The organism is Pseudomonas sp. NPDC077649 (assembly GCF_044542855.1).
Lineage (GTDB): Bacteria > Pseudomonadota > Gammaproteobacteria > Pseudomonadales > Pseudomonadaceae > Aquipseudomonas.
In genome coordinates this window covers 58,379-75,076 of the sequence record NZ_JBITVF010000006.1, presented here as the reverse complement: position 1 = coordinate 75,076, position 16,698 = coordinate 58,379, and the positions used below count along the sequence as shown (strand labels likewise).

13 protein-coding genes are annotated in these 16,698 nt (G+C 69.1%); 1 reads left to right on the top strand and 12 read right to left on the bottom strand.

Annotation, left to right across the window (positions count from 1 at the left end; genetic code table 11):
* Positions 1 to 11: 11 nt before the first annotated feature.
* The 7 genes from ACIGFL_RS17925 to glcD all read right to left on the bottom strand — a co-directional run bounded on the left by ACIGFL_RS17925 (position 12) and on the right by glcD (position 8,935).
* Positions 12 to 179 carry a rubredoxin gene (locus ACIGFL_RS17925; RefSeq protein ID WP_021442321.1) on the bottom strand — a complete coding sequence of 56 codons (168 nt, stop codon included), beginning with the start codon at positions 177 to 179 and terminating at the stop codon, positions 12 to 14.
* 111 nt (positions 180 to 290) lie between these two features.
* Positions 291 to 1,991 (bottom strand): L-lactate permease, encoded by a 1,701-nt coding sequence (locus ACIGFL_RS17920; RefSeq protein ID WP_021442322.1) that lies wholly within the window; start codon positions 1,989 to 1,991, stop codon positions 291 to 293.
* Between the two features lie 305 nt (positions 1,992 to 2,296).
* Complete coding sequence (locus ACIGFL_RS17915) at positions 2,297 to 4,474, bottom strand: malate synthase G (protein WP_397498039.1); 2,178 nt, start codon at positions 4,472 to 4,474, stop codon at positions 2,297 to 2,299.
* A 78-nt stretch (positions 4,475 to 4,552) separates the two neighbouring features.
* On the bottom strand, positions 4,553 to 4,951 hold the full coding sequence (locus ACIGFL_RS17910; RefSeq protein WP_397498038.1) for a heme-binding protein: 399 nt from the start codon (positions 4,949 to 4,951) through the stop codon (positions 4,553 to 4,555).
* A gap of 208 nt (positions 4,952 to 5,159) precedes the next feature.
* Positions 5,160 to 6,377 (bottom strand): glycolate oxidase subunit GlcF, encoded by a 1,218-nt coding sequence (gene glcF, locus ACIGFL_RS17905; protein ID WP_397498037.1) that lies wholly within the window; start codon positions 6,375 to 6,377, stop codon positions 5,160 to 5,162.
* Positions 6,378 to 6,380: 3 nt separating this feature from the next.
* Complete coding sequence (gene glcE, locus ACIGFL_RS17900) at positions 6,381 to 7,436, bottom strand: glycolate oxidase subunit GlcE (RefSeq protein WP_397498036.1); 1,056 nt, start codon at positions 7,434 to 7,436, stop codon at positions 6,381 to 6,383.
* Positions 7,436 to 8,935, bottom strand: a complete 1,500-nt coding sequence (gene glcD, locus ACIGFL_RS17895) for a glycolate oxidase subunit GlcD (protein WP_397498035.1) — start codon at positions 8,933 to 8,935, stop codon at positions 7,436 to 7,438. Before glcD ends, glcE begins: the two co-directional genes overlap by 1 nt.
* Positions 8,936 to 9,175: 240 nt before the next feature.
* Here glcD and glcC point away from each other — a divergent pair, with 240 nt between their 5' ends.
* A complete protein-coding gene (gene glcC / locus ACIGFL_RS17890) occupies positions 9,176 to 9,949 on the top strand; it encodes a transcriptional regulator GlcC (protein ID WP_021443330.1) in 774 nt (257 codons plus the stop codon).
* Positions 9,950 to 9,991: 42 nt separating this feature from the next.
* Here the strand turns inward: glcC and ACIGFL_RS17885 are convergent, their stop codons facing one another.
* The 5 genes from ACIGFL_RS17885 to ACIGFL_RS17865 all read right to left on the bottom strand — a co-directional run bounded on the left by ACIGFL_RS17885 (position 9,992) and on the right by ACIGFL_RS17865 (position 16,682).
* Positions 9,992 to 11,143, bottom strand: coding sequence for a M14 family metallopeptidase (locus ACIGFL_RS17885; protein WP_397498034.1), 1,152 nt, complete (start codon positions 11,141 to 11,143; stop codon positions 9,992 to 9,994).
* Positions 11,144 to 11,285: 142 nt separating this feature from the next.
* Entirely contained in the window at positions 11,286 to 12,755 is a 1,470-nt protein-coding gene (locus ACIGFL_RS17880; RefSeq protein ID WP_397498033.1) for a CapA family protein, read from the bottom strand.
* Positions 12,756 to 12,772: 17 nt separating this feature from the next.
* Entirely contained in the window at positions 12,773 to 14,068 is a 1,296-nt protein-coding gene (locus ACIGFL_RS17875; RefSeq protein ID WP_397498032.1) for an MFS transporter, read from the bottom strand.
* 127 nt (positions 14,069 to 14,195) lie between these two features.
* Positions 14,196 to 15,119 (bottom strand): LysR family transcriptional regulator, encoded by a 924-nt coding sequence (locus ACIGFL_RS17870; RefSeq protein WP_397498031.1) that lies wholly within the window; start codon positions 15,117 to 15,119, stop codon positions 14,196 to 14,198.
* 201 nt (positions 15,120 to 15,320) lie between these two features.
* On the bottom strand, positions 15,321 to 16,682 hold the full coding sequence (locus ACIGFL_RS17865; protein WP_397498030.1) for a DUF1329 domain-containing protein: 1,362 nt from the start codon (positions 16,680 to 16,682) through the stop codon (positions 15,321 to 15,323).
* Between the last annotated feature and the right edge of the window lie 16 nt (positions 16,683 to 16,698).

Below are 16,698 nucleotides of genomic sequence, written 5' to 3'. Positions count from 1 at the left end.
ACGAAGCGCGCTCAGCCGATCTCGATCATCTCGAAATCCATCTTGCCGACGCCGCAGTCGGGGCACAGCCAGTCTTCCGGCACGTCTTCCCAGCGGGTGCCGGCGGCGATGCCCTCGTCAGGCCAGCCCTGGCTCTCGTCGTATACCAGTCCACAGACCACGCATTGCCACTTCTTCATATAAACCTCAGGCGAATCTCAGTTGCGCGAGGCACGCTACCGCAATTGCCGACAGGCGCCAAGCGGCGGGGCGACGAATGCCGCCCCGCGCGGGCCAACCAAAGTTGGGTCTCAGCCGGCCAGATGCAGCGGGTCGCTGATCAGCATCAGGTACATGGCGATCAGTGCGATGGAGCCGGCGGCCAGCAGGTAGTAGAGGGTCGGCAGGATGGTCTTGCGCAGGGTGATGCCCTCGCGCCCGAGCAGGCCGACGGTGGCCGAGGCCGCCACCACGTTGTGGATGGCGATCATGTTACCGGCCGCCGCGCCCACCGACTGCAGCGCCACCATCATCGCCCCGGAGACCCCGATCAGCCCAGCGGTGTTGAACTGGAACTGCGCCAGCATCAGGTTCGACACCGTGTTGGAGCCGGCGATGAAGGCGCCCAGCGCGCCCACGGCCGGGGCGAAGAAGGGATAGACGCCGCCGACGCTATCGGCCACCAGCTGCGCCATGGCCACCGGCATCGACATCAGGTCGCTGCCATTGACCCCCGAGTTGATCAGGATGCGCACCATGGGGATGGTGAAGATCAGCACGAAGCCGGCGCCAAGCAGGGTCTTGCTCGATTCGCCCACTGCCGCCTTGAGCTCGGCGAAACGCATGCGATGGAGCAAGAAGGTGGCCAGCACCACCATGCACAGGATGCCGCCGGGCAGGTACAGCGGCTCGATGGTGCCGGACACGCCGGTCTCGCCGAGGATGTCCTTCCAGCCGAAGCTCAGGCTCATCATGGCCGCCTTCACTTCAGGGAAAGTACGCGAGATCACCAGGAACACCGCCAGCAGCAGGTAGGGCGCCCAGGCCATGGGCACCGAGATCGGCGTCTTGCCGGCGATATCGTCCAGCTTCATCTCGATCTTGCCCATCCACTCGCTCGGCCAGTCCTTGGGGTCGGCGAAGTCCCACTGCTCCTTGGGCAGCAGGAAGCCGGCCTTGGCCGCCGGCACCACAATGGCCAGGCCGACCAGGGCGCCGATCATCGACGGGAACTCGGGGCCGAGGAACACCCCGGCGGCCATGTACGGCAGGGAGAAGGCGAAGGCGGTGAAGATGGCGAACGGCGCTACCGCCAGGCCTTCCTTCCAGCTCTGATTCTTGCCGAAGAAGCGGGTCATGATCATCACCATGACCAGCGGCATCAGCAGGCCGATCAGGCCGTGGGTGATCGCCACCCGCGAGTAGATCAGGTGGAAGAAGGTCTCCCAGTCGCTGCCGTTGGCCACCAGCTGGGCGCTGATGCCGGTCTTGTCCAGGCCGGCGCCGACGCCCACCAGGATCGGCGTGCCCACCGCGCCGAAGGACACCGGGGTGGACTGCACCATCATCCCCAGCACCACCGCGGCCAGCGCCGGGAAGCCCAGCGCCACCAGCAGCGGCGCGGCCACCGCGGCCGGGGTGCCGAAGCCGGAGGCGCCCTCGATGAAGCAGCCGAACAGCCAGGCGACGATCAGCGCCTGCACCCGGCGATCCGGGGTGATGTTGGAGAAGCCGCGGCGGATCGCGCTGATGCCCCCCGAATGCTTGAGGGTGTTGAGCAGCAGGATGGCGCCGAAGATGATCCACAGGATCGAGGCGGTGAGGATCAGCCCCTGCAGGCTGGAGGCGACGACCCGGTTGAGGGACATGTCCCAGGCCGTCAGGCCGATCAGGGCGGTGAGGACGAACACCAGCGGCATCGCGTACTTGGCCGGCCAGCGAAAGCCGATCAGCAGTACCCCCGCCAGCACCAGCGGCACGAATGCCAGGATGGACAGCAGCGTTTGACTCATGGGTTGGTTCCTTCTTTTTCTTGTGAACCACAGTTTTCCGGGGATGACCCGGCGCCACGCATCTGGAACGGCCGGGCGCCACGGCACCGACCCTTCCGGGAGCTGCGGCGAGGGGGATCGCCCGCCGCCGCGCTCATGCTCGAAAGCCCCGACGGCCAGGAGCCGTCAGGGCTTGCTACTGCTCCGTGGAGGCGTCAAGAGCCATCCACGGTTGTTAACCCGCTTGTGTAGGAGCCCCGCCCCGGGGGCGAAGCTTTTCTCCAGCTTCGCGGCGGGGCGCCGCTCCTACATGATCGGTGAGATGCTCAAACCTCCTCTTTAAAGCGCAGGCGCCAGGCATGCAGCAGCGGCTCGGTGTAGCCGGACGGCTGCTCGCGGCCCTTGAACACCAGGTCGCAGGCGGCGCGGAAGGCGTGGGATTGCTCGAAGTTCGGCGCCATCGGCCGGTAGGCGGCGTCGCCGGCGTTCTGCCCGTCGACCACCTGGGCCATGCGCTGCAGCGCCTCGCGCACCTGGGCTTCGCCGACCACGCCGTGGTGTAGCCAGTTGGCGATGTGCTGAGCCGAGATGCGCAGGGTGGCGCGGTCTTCCATCAGGCCGACGTTGTGGATATCCGGCACCTTGGAGCAGCCGACGCCCTGTTCGACCCAGCGCACCACGTAACCGAGGATGCCCTGGCAGTTGTTGTCCAGTTCCTGCTGGATGTCGCTGGCGCTCCACGGCCGCTCGGCGCTGACCGGCACGCTGAGCAGGTCGTTCAGCAGGCCGTCGCGCTGCTCGGCCAGGTCGATCAGCTCCAGCTCGCGTTGCACCGCCTGCACGTCCACCTGGTGGTAGTGCAGGGCGTGCAGCACGGCGGCGGTCGGCGACGGCACCCAGGCGGTGTTGGCGCCGGCCTTGGGGTGGCCGATCTTCTGCTCGAGCATGGCCGCCATCAGGTCCGGCATGGCCCACATGCCCTTGCCGATCTGCGCCTTGCCGCGCAGCCCGCAGGCCAGGCCGACCAGCACGTTGTTGCGCTCGTAGGCGGCGATCCAGGCGCTGGATTTCATGTCGCCCTTGCGCAGCATGGCGCCGGCCTCCATCGCCGTATGCATCTCGTCGCCGGTGCGGTCGAGGAAGCCGGTGTTGATAAAGGCCACCCGTGCGCTGGCGGCTTCGATGCAGGCCTTGAGGTTGACGCTGGTACGCCGCTCCTCGTCCATGATGCCCATCTTCAGGGTATCGACCGGCATGCCCAGCAACTGCTCGACGCGGCCGAACAGCTCGTTGGCGAAGGCCACCTCGAACGGGCCGTGCATCTTCGGCTTGACGATATAGACGCTGCCGCTGCGCGAATTGCCGCGGCGCTGCAGGTCGTGCAGGGCGATCAGGCTGGTGACCACCGCATCGAGAATGCCCTCGGGGATCTCCTGGCCTTCGCCATCGAGGATCGCCGGGTTGCTCATCAGGTGGCCGACGTTGCGCACGAACAGCAGCGAGCGGCCGTGCAGGCACAGCTCGCTGCCGTCGGCGGCGGTATACACCCGATCCGGGTTGAGGCGACGGACGATGCGCTTGCCGCCCTTGTCCAGCTCCTCGGCCAGGTCGCCCTTCATCAGGCCCAGCCAGTTGCGGTAGACCAGCACCTTGTCGGCGGCGTCGACGGCGGCCACCGAGTCCTCGCAGTCCATGATGGTCGACAGCGCCGCTTCCATCAGCACGTCCTTGACCCCGGCGGCGTCGCTGCGGCCGATGGGGCTGCTGGCGTCGATCTGGATCTCGAAATGCAGGCCGTGATTCTTCAGCAGCACGGCGCTCGGCGTGGCCGCCTCGCCCTGGTAGCCGACGAACTTCTCCGGCTGGGCCAGGGCGCTCTGCGCGCCGCTGCCGAGGGTCACCTGCAACTGGCCGGCGACCACGGCATAGGCGCGGGCGTCGGCGTGCGAGCCCTTGGCCAGCGGCGCCGCCTGGTCGAGGAAGGCGCGGGCGAAGGCGATCACCTTGGCGCCGCGCACCTCGTTGTAGCCCGGGCCCTTGCTGGCGCCACCCGCTTCACTGATCGCATCGGTGCCGTACAGCGCGTCGTACAGCGAGCCCCAGCGGGCGTTGGCGGCATTCAGCGCGTAGCGCGCGTTCATCACCGGCACCACCAGCTGCGGGCCGGCCTGGCTGGCGATCTCGCTGTCGACATTGGCGGTACTGACCTTGACCTTCTCCGGCTGCGGCAGCAGGTAGCCGATGGACTCGAGGAAGGCGCGGTAGGCGGCCATGTCGCGGATCGGGCCGGGGTTGGCGCGATGCCAGGTATCCAGCTCGGTCTGCAGGCGGTCGCGTTCGGCCAGCAGCGCGCGGTTACGCGGCGCCAGGTCGTGCACCAGGGCGTCGAAGCCGCTCCAGAAGGCCGCTGCCTCGATACCGCTGCCGGGCAGCACTTCGCTTTCGATGAACTGCTTGAGTTCGGCGGCCACCTGCAGGCGCTGACATTGCACGCGTTCGGTCATTTTGCTGTTCTCCTGTCTGCATCCGGGTTGTCTGGGATGCCTGTGAAATTCGTCTGGCGGGAAGAAACGGCGCGCGGCTTACAGCGCCGCGATACCCGCCTTGGCCACCTGCGCGTCCTGGTCGGCCTTGACCCCGGACACGCCGACGGCGCCGACTACCTGGCCGTCCACCAGCACCGGCACGCCGCCTTCCAGCGAGGTGATCAGCGGCGCGCTGAGGAAGGCGCTACGGCCACCATTGACCATGTCCTCGTAGCCCTTGGTTTCGCGACGGCCGAGGGCGGCGCTGCGCGCCTTTTCGGTGGCGATGTAGGCGCCGATCGGCGCGCAGCCGTCGAGGCGTTCCAGCGCCAGCGGGTGGCCGCCGTCGTCGACCACGGCGATGGCCACGGCCCAGCCCTGTTGCTGCGCTTCGCTGCGGGCCGCCTGGATGATCAGGGCGACTTCGTTCTGGCTGAGTACGGCTTTGTGCTGCATGGCATACCTCGTGGTGCTTGACCCGGACCAATGCCGGGGGCTGTTGGGGGCGTCCCGGATGGCATCCGGCTACGCGCGGTCTTGTCTTCGAGCTGCTCCGTAGGTTGGGCTGAGCGCAGCGAAGCCCAACGCGATTCGCCAGGTCGTCTGCCCGTTGGGCTTCGCCGCTGCGCGACTCAACCCAACCTACGGGCGGCAACTGTCGGGCTTATTCCATCGCCTCCTCGACCAGCTCGATCCAGTGCCTTACCGGCGTGCGTCCGGCACTGTCCAGGTGGGTCTGGCAGCCGATATTGGCGGTGACGATGGCGTCGGGCTGACCGCTCTCCAGGGCATTGAGCTTGTTGTCGCGCAGCTGGCGCGACAGCTCCGGCTGGGTCAGCGAATAGGTGCCGGCCGAGCCGCAGCACAGGTGGCCGTCCGGCACGGCGGTGAGGCCGAAGCCGAGGCGGCTCAGCACGCCTTCCACGGCGCCGCCGAGCTTCTGCGCGTGCTGCAGGGTGCAGGGACAGTGGAAGGCCAGGCGCTGCTCGGCGCGTACCTGCAGCTTTTCCAGTGCTTCGCCCTGCAGCACCTCGACCAGGTCCTTGGCCAGGGCGCTGACCCGCGCCGCCTTGGTCGCATAGGCCGGATCGCCGGCGAGCAGATGGCCGTAGTCCTTGACGAAGGCGCCGCAGCCGCTGGCGGTCTGTACTATGGCTTCGGCGCCGGCTTCGATGGCCGGCCACCAGGCGTCGATGTTCTGCCGCGCGCGGTTGAGCCCCGCCTCCTGGGCGTTGAGGTGGTAGTCGACGGCGCCGCAGCAGCCGGCCTCGCGGATCGGCGTGACGCCGATGCCGAGGCGATCGAGCACGCGCGCGGTGGCGGCGTTGGTGTTGGGCGACAGCCCCGGCTGCACGCAGCCTTCGAGCATCAGCACGCGGCGCGCATGCTGCACGGTCGGCCGTGGCTTGGCCGGGCGAATCTGGCGCGGCAGCTTGGCCTTGAGCGTGGCCGGCAGCAGCGGGCGCAGGGCCAGGCCGGTCTGGGTCAGCGCCTTGAACAGCGCCGGGCGCGGTACCACGGCGCGCAGGCCCTGGCGCAGCAGGCGCTCGCTCAGCGGCCGCGGCACCGCCTGTTCGACCAGTTCGCGGCCGATATCCAGCAGGTTGTGGTACTGCACGCCGGACGGGCAGGTGGTTTCGCAGTTGCGGCAGGTCAGGCAGCGGTCCAGATGCTGCTGGGTCTTGGCGGTGACCTCGCCGCCCTCGAGCATCTGCTTGATCAGGTAGATACGCCCGCGCGGGCCGTCCAGCTCGTCGCCGAGCAGCTGGTAGGTCGGGCAGGTGGCGTTGCAGAAACCGCAATGCACGCAGGAGCGCAGCACCCGCTCGGCTTCCTCGGCGCGCGGCAGAAGCTTGGCTTGTTCACTCAGGTTGGTCTGCACGGCTTATACCTCGGCGTACATGCGGCCAGGGTTGAAGATGCCCTGGGGATCGAGCTGTTGCTTGAGCTGGCGCTGGTAGCGCAGCAGCGGCGCGGCCAGCGGCTGGAAGGGTTGTTCGGTACCTGCGGCGAAGCAGGTGGCGTGGCCGCCGAGCTTGGCCAGCACGCGCTGGATCAGCGCGCCATCGGCGTCGGATTTCAGCCAGCGCTGGGCGCCGCCCCAGTCGATCAACTGGCGCCCGGGCAGGTCGAGCAGCCCGCTACCCACCGGTAGTGACAGGCGCCACAGGGTGCCTTCGCCGGCGAAGAACGGCAGGCGCTGCTCGCGCAGCTGCAGCCAGTAGCCGTTGTCGATTTCCTCGCCGCCGAGGCGCTGGCGCGCAGCCTGCACCGAACCCTCGCCGCCTTCCAGGCGCAGGTGCAGCGCCGCACCGTCGTGGCTGGCGGCGCTGATCGGCAGCGGCTGCTGGCCCCATTCGGCGAGCTTGTTCAGCGCGTGCAGGGCGTCCACTTCCAGGCGCAGGCTGAGCGCCTGGCGCGGCTTGGGCAGCACCTTGAGCGACACCTCGGTGAGCAGGCCGAGGCAGCCGAAGCTGCCAGCCAGCAGGCGCGACAGGTCGTAGCCGGCGACGTTCTTCATCACCTCGCCACCGAAGCGCAGCAGCTTGCCCTGACCGGTGATCACGCGGGTGCCGAGCACCTGGTCGCGCACCGAACCGGCCCAGGGCCGGCGCGGGCCGGACAGCCCGGCGGCGACCATGCCGCCGAGGGTAGCGCCATCGCCCAGGTGCGGCGGTTCGCACGGCAGCATCTGGTTGTTGGCTTCCAGCGCCGCCTCGATCTCGGCGAGCGGGGTGCCGGCGCGGGCGGTGAGCACCAGCTCGGTGGGGTCATAGCTGACGATGCCGCGATGGCTGCGGGTATCCAGCACCTCGCCGGTGGTGGCGCGGCCGAGATGGGCCTTGCTGGCGCTGCCCTGGATGCGCAGCACGGTGGCGCTGTTCAGCGCGTGGTTGACCTGTTCCAGCAGCGCGGCGCTGGCGTCGAAATCATGCGACATCAGAAACGCTCCAGTTCCGGGAAGGGCAGTTGGCCGTGGTGCACGTGCATGGCGCCGAACTCGGCGCAGCGGTGCAGGGTGGGAATGTTCTTGCCCGGGTTGAGCAGGCCGGCCGGATCGAACGCCGCCTTCACCGCATGGAACAGGGTGATTTCGTCGCTGTTGAACTGCGCGCACATCTGGTTGATCTTCTCGCGGCCGACACCGTGCTCGCCGGTGATGCTGCCGCCGACCTTGACGCAGAGTTCGAGGATCTTGCCGCCGATGGCCTCGGCCCGCTCCAGCTCGCCGGGCACGTTGGCATCGAAGAGGATCAAGGGATGCATGTTGCCGTCGCCGGCGTGGAACACGTTGGCCACGCGCAGGCCGTATTCGGCCGACAGTTCGGCGATGCCGCGCAGCACCCCGGGCAGCTCGCGGCGCGGGATGGTGCCGTCCATGCAGTAGTAGTCCGGCGAGATGCGCCCGACCGCGGGGAAGGCGTTCTTGCGCCCGGCCCAGAACTTCACCCGCTCGGCCTCGTCACGGGCCTGGCGCACTTCGGTGGCGCCGGCCTTTTTCAGCACCGCGCGCACCCGCTCGCAGTCGTCGGCCACGTCGGCTTCGACGCCGTCCAGCTCGCAGAGCAGGATGGCCTCGGCCTCCACCGGGTAGCCGGCGTGGATAAAGTCCTCCGCCGCCCTGATCGCCAGGTTGTCCATCATCTCCAGGCCGCCGGGAATGATGCCGGCGGCGATGATGTCGCCCACCGCGCGGCCGGCCTTTTCCACCGAGTCGAAGGCCGCCAGCAGCACCTTGGCCACCTGCGGCTTGGGCAGCAGCTTGACGGTGACTTCGGTGACGATGCCGAGCATGCCCTCGGAGCCGGTGAACAGCGCCAGCAGGTCGAAGCCGGGGGCGTCGAGGGCGTCGCTGCCGAGGGTCATGAACTCGCCCTCGACGGTGAGAATCTCGACCTTGAGCAGGTTGTGCACGGTCAGGCCGTACTTCAGGCAGTGCACGCCGCCGGCATTCTCGGCGACGTTGCCGCCGATGGAGCAGGCGATCTGCGACGAGGGGTCCGGCGCGTAGTAGAGGTCGAAGGGCGCGGCGGCCTGGGAGATCGCCAGGTTGCGCACGCCGGGCTGGACGCGGGCGAAGCGGCCTTCGCGGTTGATCTCGAGAATCTGGTTGAAGCGCGCCATCACCAGCAGGATGCCCTGCTCCAGCGGCAGCGCGCCGCCGGACAGGCCGGTGCCGGCGCCGCGCGCCACCACCGGTACGCCGCGGGCGTGGCAGAGCTGGAGCAGCTGCTGCACCTGCTCGATGCGTTCGGGCAGCACCACCAGCATGGGCGTGGTGCGGTAGGCGGACAGGCCGTCGCACTCGTAGGGCGTGAGGTCTTCGGTGGTGTGCAGGATGTCGAGGTCGGGCAGGCGCTGGCGCAATTCCGCCAGCAGGGCGGCCTTGTCGACCTTGGGCAGCGCGCCGTCGATGCGCTCGTCGTACAGAATGCTCATGGCAGGCTCGATTCGGGAACGTAATTGTTATCAAGGGTCAGGCTGCGACCATGGGCCGCATGTTTAGGTCGGCCTTGTCCCTGCGTCCATCTTCTTGGGCGCTGGTAGGACCAGTTTCTTGCGCCAGGCCTTCGCCCTGGATTGGCCTAAGGTCTTATCCTTCGCGGCTTGCCTCTGGGCGTGCGCGCGATCTAAGGTGGCCCTTAGAAATTGGTACGACCAGTGCGGTGGAGGTGGCGAATGGACGGGCAACAGGGCGCGGCGCGGCGCCAGGTCAGCGACGTGGTGGCCGAGCGCATCGAGCGGCTGATCGTCGACGGCGTGCTCAAGGTGGGCCAGCCGCTGCCGTCGGAACGGCGCCTGTGCGAGAAGCTGGGCATCTCCCGTTCGGCGCTGCGCGAGGGGCTCAAGGTGCTGCGCGGGCGCGGCATCATCGACACCGCCCAGGGCCGCGATTCGCGGGTGGCCAAGCTCAGCGGCGAGCGCGACGCCAGCCCGCTGATGCACCTGTTCAACTCGCAGCCGCGCACCCTCTACGACCTGCTGGAAGTGCGCGGCCTGCTCGAGGGCGAGTCGGCGCGCCTGGCGGCGCTGCGCGGCACCGAGGCGGATTTCGTGTTGCTGACCCGGCGTTACGAGGAAATGCTCGCCGCCCATACCCAGGACAGCCCGGTCGACCCGCGTGAGCACGCGCGTCTCGACCACGCCTTCCACCTGGCCATCTGCGAGGCCTCGCACAACCCGGTGCTGGTGCACACCCTGCAGTCGCTGACCGACCTGATGCTCAGCACGGTGTTCGCCTCGGTGAACAACCTCTACCACCGCCCGGCGCAGAAACGGCAGATCGACCGCCAGCACTCGCGGCTGTATCACGCGGTGATCGAGCGCCTGCCGGAACAGGCGCAGCGCGCCGCGCGCGACCATATCCACAGCATCCGCGACAACCTGCAGGAGATCGAGCAGGAAGAGCAGCGCCTGGTGCGCGCCACCATGCGCCTGGAGGGCTGGGGTTAGGGACCTTATGGCCGGACCCTGTGGGCCCGTGCGCTGCCGGGTTTATGAGCCGGCGCGCACTCCCGAATATTGCTCGGCAATTGGCTGGCTCGCGCTCTGGCGCGGGGCCTGCAGCGGCGTGGCCAGGCCCTGGCGGGTCAGTTCCAGGACCTCGCGGGCCTGTTCCAGCACCTGGCGTTTCCAGGCGTCGGTCTCGACGTAGAAGGCGGCGCGCAGCTGCGCCTTGATCCGTGCGCGGGTGGCGGCGTCGGTGTCCGGGCGGTTCTCCAGCCACTGCTCGGCGCGCAGCGCGGTGAGCACCTTGAGCCCCGGCTGGGTGCCGTACTCCAGGGTCAGGCCGTTGTACTGGGCCTGGGCGCATTCGACCAGCACCGCCAGGTCGAGGGTGCCGTTGAGCTCGCTGGAGGCGGAGTTGCCCTCGGCGCTGTTGGTTACCTGCGGCCCCCACCACTGACGTGCGCGGGCGATGTCCGCGGGCTCCTGGCGGCCCTTGTAGATGCGCTCGCCGTAGCCGCTGGGGCCGAGCCCGGTGTGCACGTCGATCCAGCCGATGCGCCGGCACTGGCGGCCATGCTGACGAAGAATCTGGCGCAGCTGGCGGTTGCTCCAGGTCGGCTCGGTGCCGGCGAAGAACAGGCCGCGCGGGTCGCCGTGCTGGCCGCGCGAGATCGCCGCCTGCAGCGCCTTGCGCCCATGACGCAGGGCGTAGCCGTACAGCCCCAGGGTGCTGGCCAGGGTCGGCGGGCAGCGCTCGGGCAGCAGCAGCTTGGCCACCGCGCGGTAGTCGGGGTTGTCCGCCAGCGGCGCAGCGAAGTCCTGGAAGTTGCGGTTGAGGTCGACGTTCTCCTGGGTCACCCGGCGCTGCCAGGAAAAGCCGTAGGGATTCAGCGCGTGGATATACAGCAGCGCCAGGTCGCCGCGCTGGCAGGCGGCGAACCAGGCGTCGTCGTCGAGCCGGTCGATCTGGATGGCCGAGCCGCAGAAACCCTCGATGCCGTGGCAGCCGCTGCTCAGCACCAGCAGGTTGGCGGCGTCGGCGGCACCGAGGCGGGCCACGTCGATGGCCAGTTGTTCGCCGTCGCGGCCGGGCAGCGGGTGGACGTGGCTGTCCACGGCGAGGCCGCGGCGGGCGCAGCTGGCGAGAAATTTCTGCCGGGCTTCGGCGTAGCTCTGGGCGAAACAGGACAGGTTCATGGCGCGTTCCGTGTCGGTGGTCGGGCGCCCGCGCGGGTGGGCGGGCATGGCCGGGCCCGTGGCGCAGGCGGTTGGCCTGCGCCGGGCGACGGCGAGTGGGTGGTGGTGCGGCGCCGGCGGCCTTTTGGGCGGCCGGCCGGGGTCAGGCGTCGAGCACGACGCGGCCCAGGCTGCTGGCCCGGCCGGCGTACTCCACCGTCTCGATCTCGATGCGTGTGCCGAACTCGGCAGACAGCCCGGCCAGACGCTCGAGGATGCGCCGCGCCTGGTTCTGGTTGTCCGCCGTATCGAAGGCCAGGCGCGGAATGCCGCGTTCGGCGTCGCGTCCGCCATGGCCCAGTTCGATGGGGTGCAGCAACAGTTCGCGCAGCTGGCCGTCGGCGCGGAAGCGGCACTCGGCGACCACGCTCTCGAACCAGATCGGCGCGCCGAAGAGACCGGCCACGCGCTTCCATTCGAGGAACTCGGCCGGGGTGCTCAGGCGCGGGTTGGTGATGCCCTTGGGCCCGATCAGCGCCTCGGCGGCCTGCCACTCGCGGCTCTCCCACTTGTCCGCCGGGACGATCTGCATGCTGTTGTCCATGAAGCAGAAGTTGCCCAGCGAGTAGAGCAGCGGCTTGCCGGCGTAAATCTCGATGCCGCGCAGCTGATGCGGGCCGTGGCCGCAGAGCATGTCGGCGCCGTTGTCGACCAGCTGGCGGGCCAGCGCCGGCAGGTAATCGGGCACCGCGGCGGTGAAGTTGTCCGGCTCATGGGTGTGCTGGGCGACGATGCTGAAGTCGCTGGTCTGCTTGGCCTGGCGCTGGTGGCGGAGGATCTCGGCCTGGTCGCGCGGGTCGCATTGGTAGTGGATGCGCAGGCTGCCCGGCGCGGCAGCGGGGTCGACGCGGTAGTGCAGGGCCATGCCCAGGTGCAGGCTGTGTTCGCCGTGCAGGGCCTTGAGCAGGTAATGGTCCTGGTAGGCCTCCTGGGCGTTGAGGCGCTTGAGCACGGCGAAGTCCTCGGCGCTGACCAGGCGGTGCGGCGTGGTGCGCAGCGGATTGAGGCCGGGCCGCGGCGCCACCTGGCCGAGGCCGTCGGCGGCCGGGGCGTTGGCCTCGAAGGTGGTGGCGTAGGAGGTCAGCGACACCCGCGCCTTGGCGGTATTGACGAAGGCCGGCGCCCGCGCGGCGGCCAGGCTGTCGCCGGTACCGGCGTGGGCGATGCCGGCGGCATCGAGCAGCGCGTCGGTCATGCGCATGCCGGCCACGCCCCAGTCCAGCGCGTGGTTGTTGGCCCGCGCCAGCAGGTTGAAACCGAGCTCGGCCAGGTCCGCCGGGGCGTCCGGGTCGCTGATCAGCCAGGAGAAGCCGGACAGCGCCTCGGGGTAGCCGGCGAAGCTGTTCAGGTCGATGGCGGTGCCTTCGTAGTTGCCCACCAGCACGTCGCCGCGGCGCAGGATCTGCAGCAGTTCGGGCGACTTGCGCGCCAGCTTCGCGGCGATGGCGTGGGTGATGATGATGTCGCCGACGGCGACCACGCAGAAGCCGTCCTCGACCTCGGCCTGGCGCCAGTTCGGCTGCAGTTCGAGGGACTCGGGGCGTTGCTGCGGGGTGGGGACGCGGTGCTGCATGGCAGAGGCTTCCTGACTCAGGCCTGGCTCGGGGCCGGCGCGGGGGTGGATTCGGGGGTGTCGGCAGGCACGGCCAGGTCGCGGCGGCTGCGCTCCGGGTCGACCAGCAGCAGGCCGAGCAGGGTGCTGGCCAGCAGGGCGAGGCCGAACAGGCCGATGGCCAGCTCGAAGCCGGCGACCAGGTCGCCGCCCTGCCAGCCGATGGCCTGGCCGACCAGGTGGGGGGCGAGCATGCCGGCGCTGGTCAGCAGACCGATATGGATGGCCAGCATGCTGCCGCGCTGCCGTGCCGGGACTATGTAGGCGACGATGCTGTAGCCGAAGGCCGAGAGCAGGTTGACCAGGATGCCGCCGACGAGGAACAGCCCCAGGGTGGCGGCCAGGCCGGTGGCGCTCAGGCCCATCAGGGCGAAGGCCAGGGCGGCGACCAGGCAGGCCAGCAGCGGCGGCATGACCATCGCCGCGCGCACGCTGGCGCCGCGTTGCAGGGCCCGTTGCGACAGGCTGGAAACCAGCAGGTTGAGGACGATCACGCCGAGGGTGGTGGACAGCACCAGGTAGCCGGACTGCATCGGCGTCAGCCCCAGGCCCTTCTGCAGGTAGGTGGGCAGCCAGCTGTAGAGCAGGGCGTTGGGCAGGTAGCTGCAGAAGGCGATCAGGGTGATGCCGACGAAGGTGCGGTTGAGCAGCAGGTGGCGGTACGGCAGAGCGGCGCCGCCGCTGTCGTCATTGGCGTCGTCGTACTGGCCCTCGCGGCCGCACAGCTGCCACAGCAGCAGCCAGAGCAGGCCGACGCCGGCCAGCAGCAGGTAGCCGGCGCGCCAGCCCAGGCGCTCGATCAGCAGCGGCAGGGCCAGGGCGCCCGCGATGGCACCGAGCATGATCGCCACCTGAATCAATGCTGCCGGCAGCACCCGCTCGCGCGGTGCGTACCACTTGAAGCAGGCGTGCTGGGTCACCGCGGTGCCCGGGCCGCAGCCGGCGCCGAGCAGCAGGCGGCTGGCGACCAGGGTGTAGAAGCTGGTCGCCAGCGCGGTGAGCAGCTGCGCGGCCATCCACACCAGCGACATGCCGGAGAGAATCCAGCGGCTCGGCAGGCGGTTGGCGAGAAACCCCACCAGCACCCCGGAAATCGAATAGAGGAAGAAGAACGCGCTGCCGATGAAGCCGAACTGCTCCGGCGACAGCTGCAGCTCGTCGATGATCTGCGGGCCGGCGAAGGCGAAGATGGTCTTGTCCAGCACGCTGATGATCATCACCGCCATCAGCAGGGCGACCACCAGAATCCGGCGCGAGGGGGTGGGCTGGGTCATGCGGGGCTCCGTGGCAGGCTGGGGGCGAGCCACCTGCGCAGCGGGCGAGGTGGCGGCCAGTGCTGCGCAGCATGCCGCAGGGCGCCGAGGCTGAATAATCACCTCTGCGCATGCTTATCGCCCCTGGTTATGGGGCGTCGCTGCCCGCCGGCCTGGCCGCGTGCGGACTGGTATAGGCGTAGACCAGCTCGTCGGCCAGGATCTTGGCTTCGCGGGTCATCAGCTCCTGGTCACGGCAGACCAGGGAAATGTTCATCGGCGGCACCTGTTCCTGCAGGTCGAGCACCTGCAGCTCCTGGCCGAGCTTCTGCACGTGGTCGAGCAGGCGCCGCGACCAGTAGCTGACCGCGTCGGTATTCAGCGCCAGCTCGGAGAACAGCACCACCGAGGCGCACTCGATGACCCGCTGCGGCGGCTCGATGCGGTGCTGCTCGAACATCATGCCGACCTTGGACAGCTCCAGCGAATCCTGCAGCAGCCACTCCTCGTCGAGCAGCTCGCGCAGCGACCGCGCGCCACCCAGCGGGTGGCCCTTGCGCACCGCCAGCACCGCCGGCTGGGAGAACAGCTCGGTCCAGTGGAAACCGTCGCTGCAACGGCTGGCCGGCAGGGACGTCAGCACCAGGTCGAGCTGGCCCTCGCGCAGGCCCTCGATCAGCTTGGACGGGCGCAGCTCGTGGATCTGCACCTGCACCTTGGGGTAGCGCTTGCGGTAGCGGTTGAGACTGGTGATGAACTGGGCGCCGGGGGTGACCGGCGATACGCCGATGGCCAGCTTGCCGTCCATGGTGCCCTTGAGGCTCTCGATCTCCTCGCGGGCGCGGCGCACCTCCTCGAGGATCAGGCGCGCGCGGCGCACCAGGCGCTCGCCGTACTCGGTGACGGTGATGCCGCGGTTGGAGCGCACCAGCAGCGGCACGCCGAGTTCCGCCTCGAGTTCCTTGATGCCTTTGGACAGGGCCGGCTGGGAGATATGCAGCAGGCGCGAGGCCTCCTGGATGCTGCCACTTTCGCAGATCGCGAGCAGGGCGCGCAGCTGGTGCAGTTTCATCGGATATCCGCGCTAACGTGAGGGTAACGGACGGAATTTAAAGCAAAAAATACGCCCCATGGAGAAAACTTGTGGGCCGCCCCCGCGGCCAGGTTCGCGGCTGAAGCCGCACCTGCCCGGGTGCCGCTGGCCCATTGCCGCGCTGGCAAAAAAGCGGCGGCCGAAGCCGCCGTGAGGTTAGCGCGATGCAGTGCTCGTTGCTCAGCGGATACCGCTGGCGCGCAGGGCGCTGGGGGTGAACTGCTTGCGGTTGAAGGTCTGGTCGAAGCGGTAGGCCTGCTTCTCCTCGTTGTACAGGGCGTTGACCGCATAGCGTCCGGACAGCACGTCGTAGTGGGTCTCGGCGTTGTACTGCGGGCTCTGCTGGTCGTAGAAGAAGCTGGCGTGGCCCTCGGACACCCGCCACAGCTGGCCGCGGCCGTCGTAGGCATCGGCCTGGGCGGCCTGCCAGCTGTCCTCGTCGATGTAGAGGTCACGTCGCGAGTAGACGTGGCGCTGTCCCGGCTTCAGCGTGGCGCTGACGTGCCAGACCCGGTGCAGCTCGTAGCGAGTGTGCTCGGGGTTGATATGCCCGGGCTGGATGATGTCGGCGTACTTGAGCTTGGGCGAGCCGAGCTGGTAGCTGTTGTAGGGGATGTAGATTTCCTTCTTGCCCAGCAGCTGCCAGTCGAAGCGATCCGGCGAGCCGTTGAACAGATCGAGGTCGTCCATGGTGCGCATGCCTTCGGCGCCGGGGCTGTCGTAGGCGATCTGCGGCGCGCGGCGCACGCGGCGCTGGCCGGCGTTGTACTGCCAGGCCATGCGCGGCTCCTTGACCTGGTTGATGGTCTCGTGCACCAGCAGCACGCCGCCGGCCAGGCGCGCCGGGGAGAGGAACTCCTCGCGGTAGTAGTAGAGGACGTTGGCCATCTCCTGCGGCGCGTAGTCGGACAGCCCGGCCGGGTAGGCCAGCTGCTGGCGGATCACGCTGGGGGTGTAGGCGCCGTTGGCCTGCGGCGAGGCCTGCACCACCTGGCGCTGGAAGCCCAGGCCGCGGTAGCGGCCGATATGGTTCCAGATCACCTCCAGGCCGTTCTGCGGAATGGCGAACGGCAGGCCGCCGCTGCGGTAGTCGAGCAGGCCGTTGCCGCCCTCGGCCAGACGGGTGGCGGCGGCGTTGGCGCGGGTGGCATCGAGATAGCTCTGCGGCAGGGCGACCGAGCGCCGGGTCGGGTAGACCGGGATGCGGTAGGTGGTCGGATAGCGCTGGAACAGCGCCAGCTGGCCGGGGGTGAGCTTGTCCCGGTACTGCTCGACATTGGCCGCGGTGATGACGAACAGCGGCTGGTCGGCGGCGAAGGGATCGCTGAGGAAGCCGTCGGCGTTGCGCTGGCCGGCGTCCCGGCCGATACCGCCGGTCCAGGCCGGGATGCTGCCGTCGGCGTTGCCGGCGCGCTCGGCGCCGACCGGGGTGAGGTCGCCGCCGAGGCGGGCGAGCTGGTCGGCCGGCACCGCCGCCAGTACCTGGGCGGCGAGCAGGCTCAGGCCCAGGCAACCGGCCTGGATCAACTGCTTGTGAATCATGGCGTGCTCCTTATCG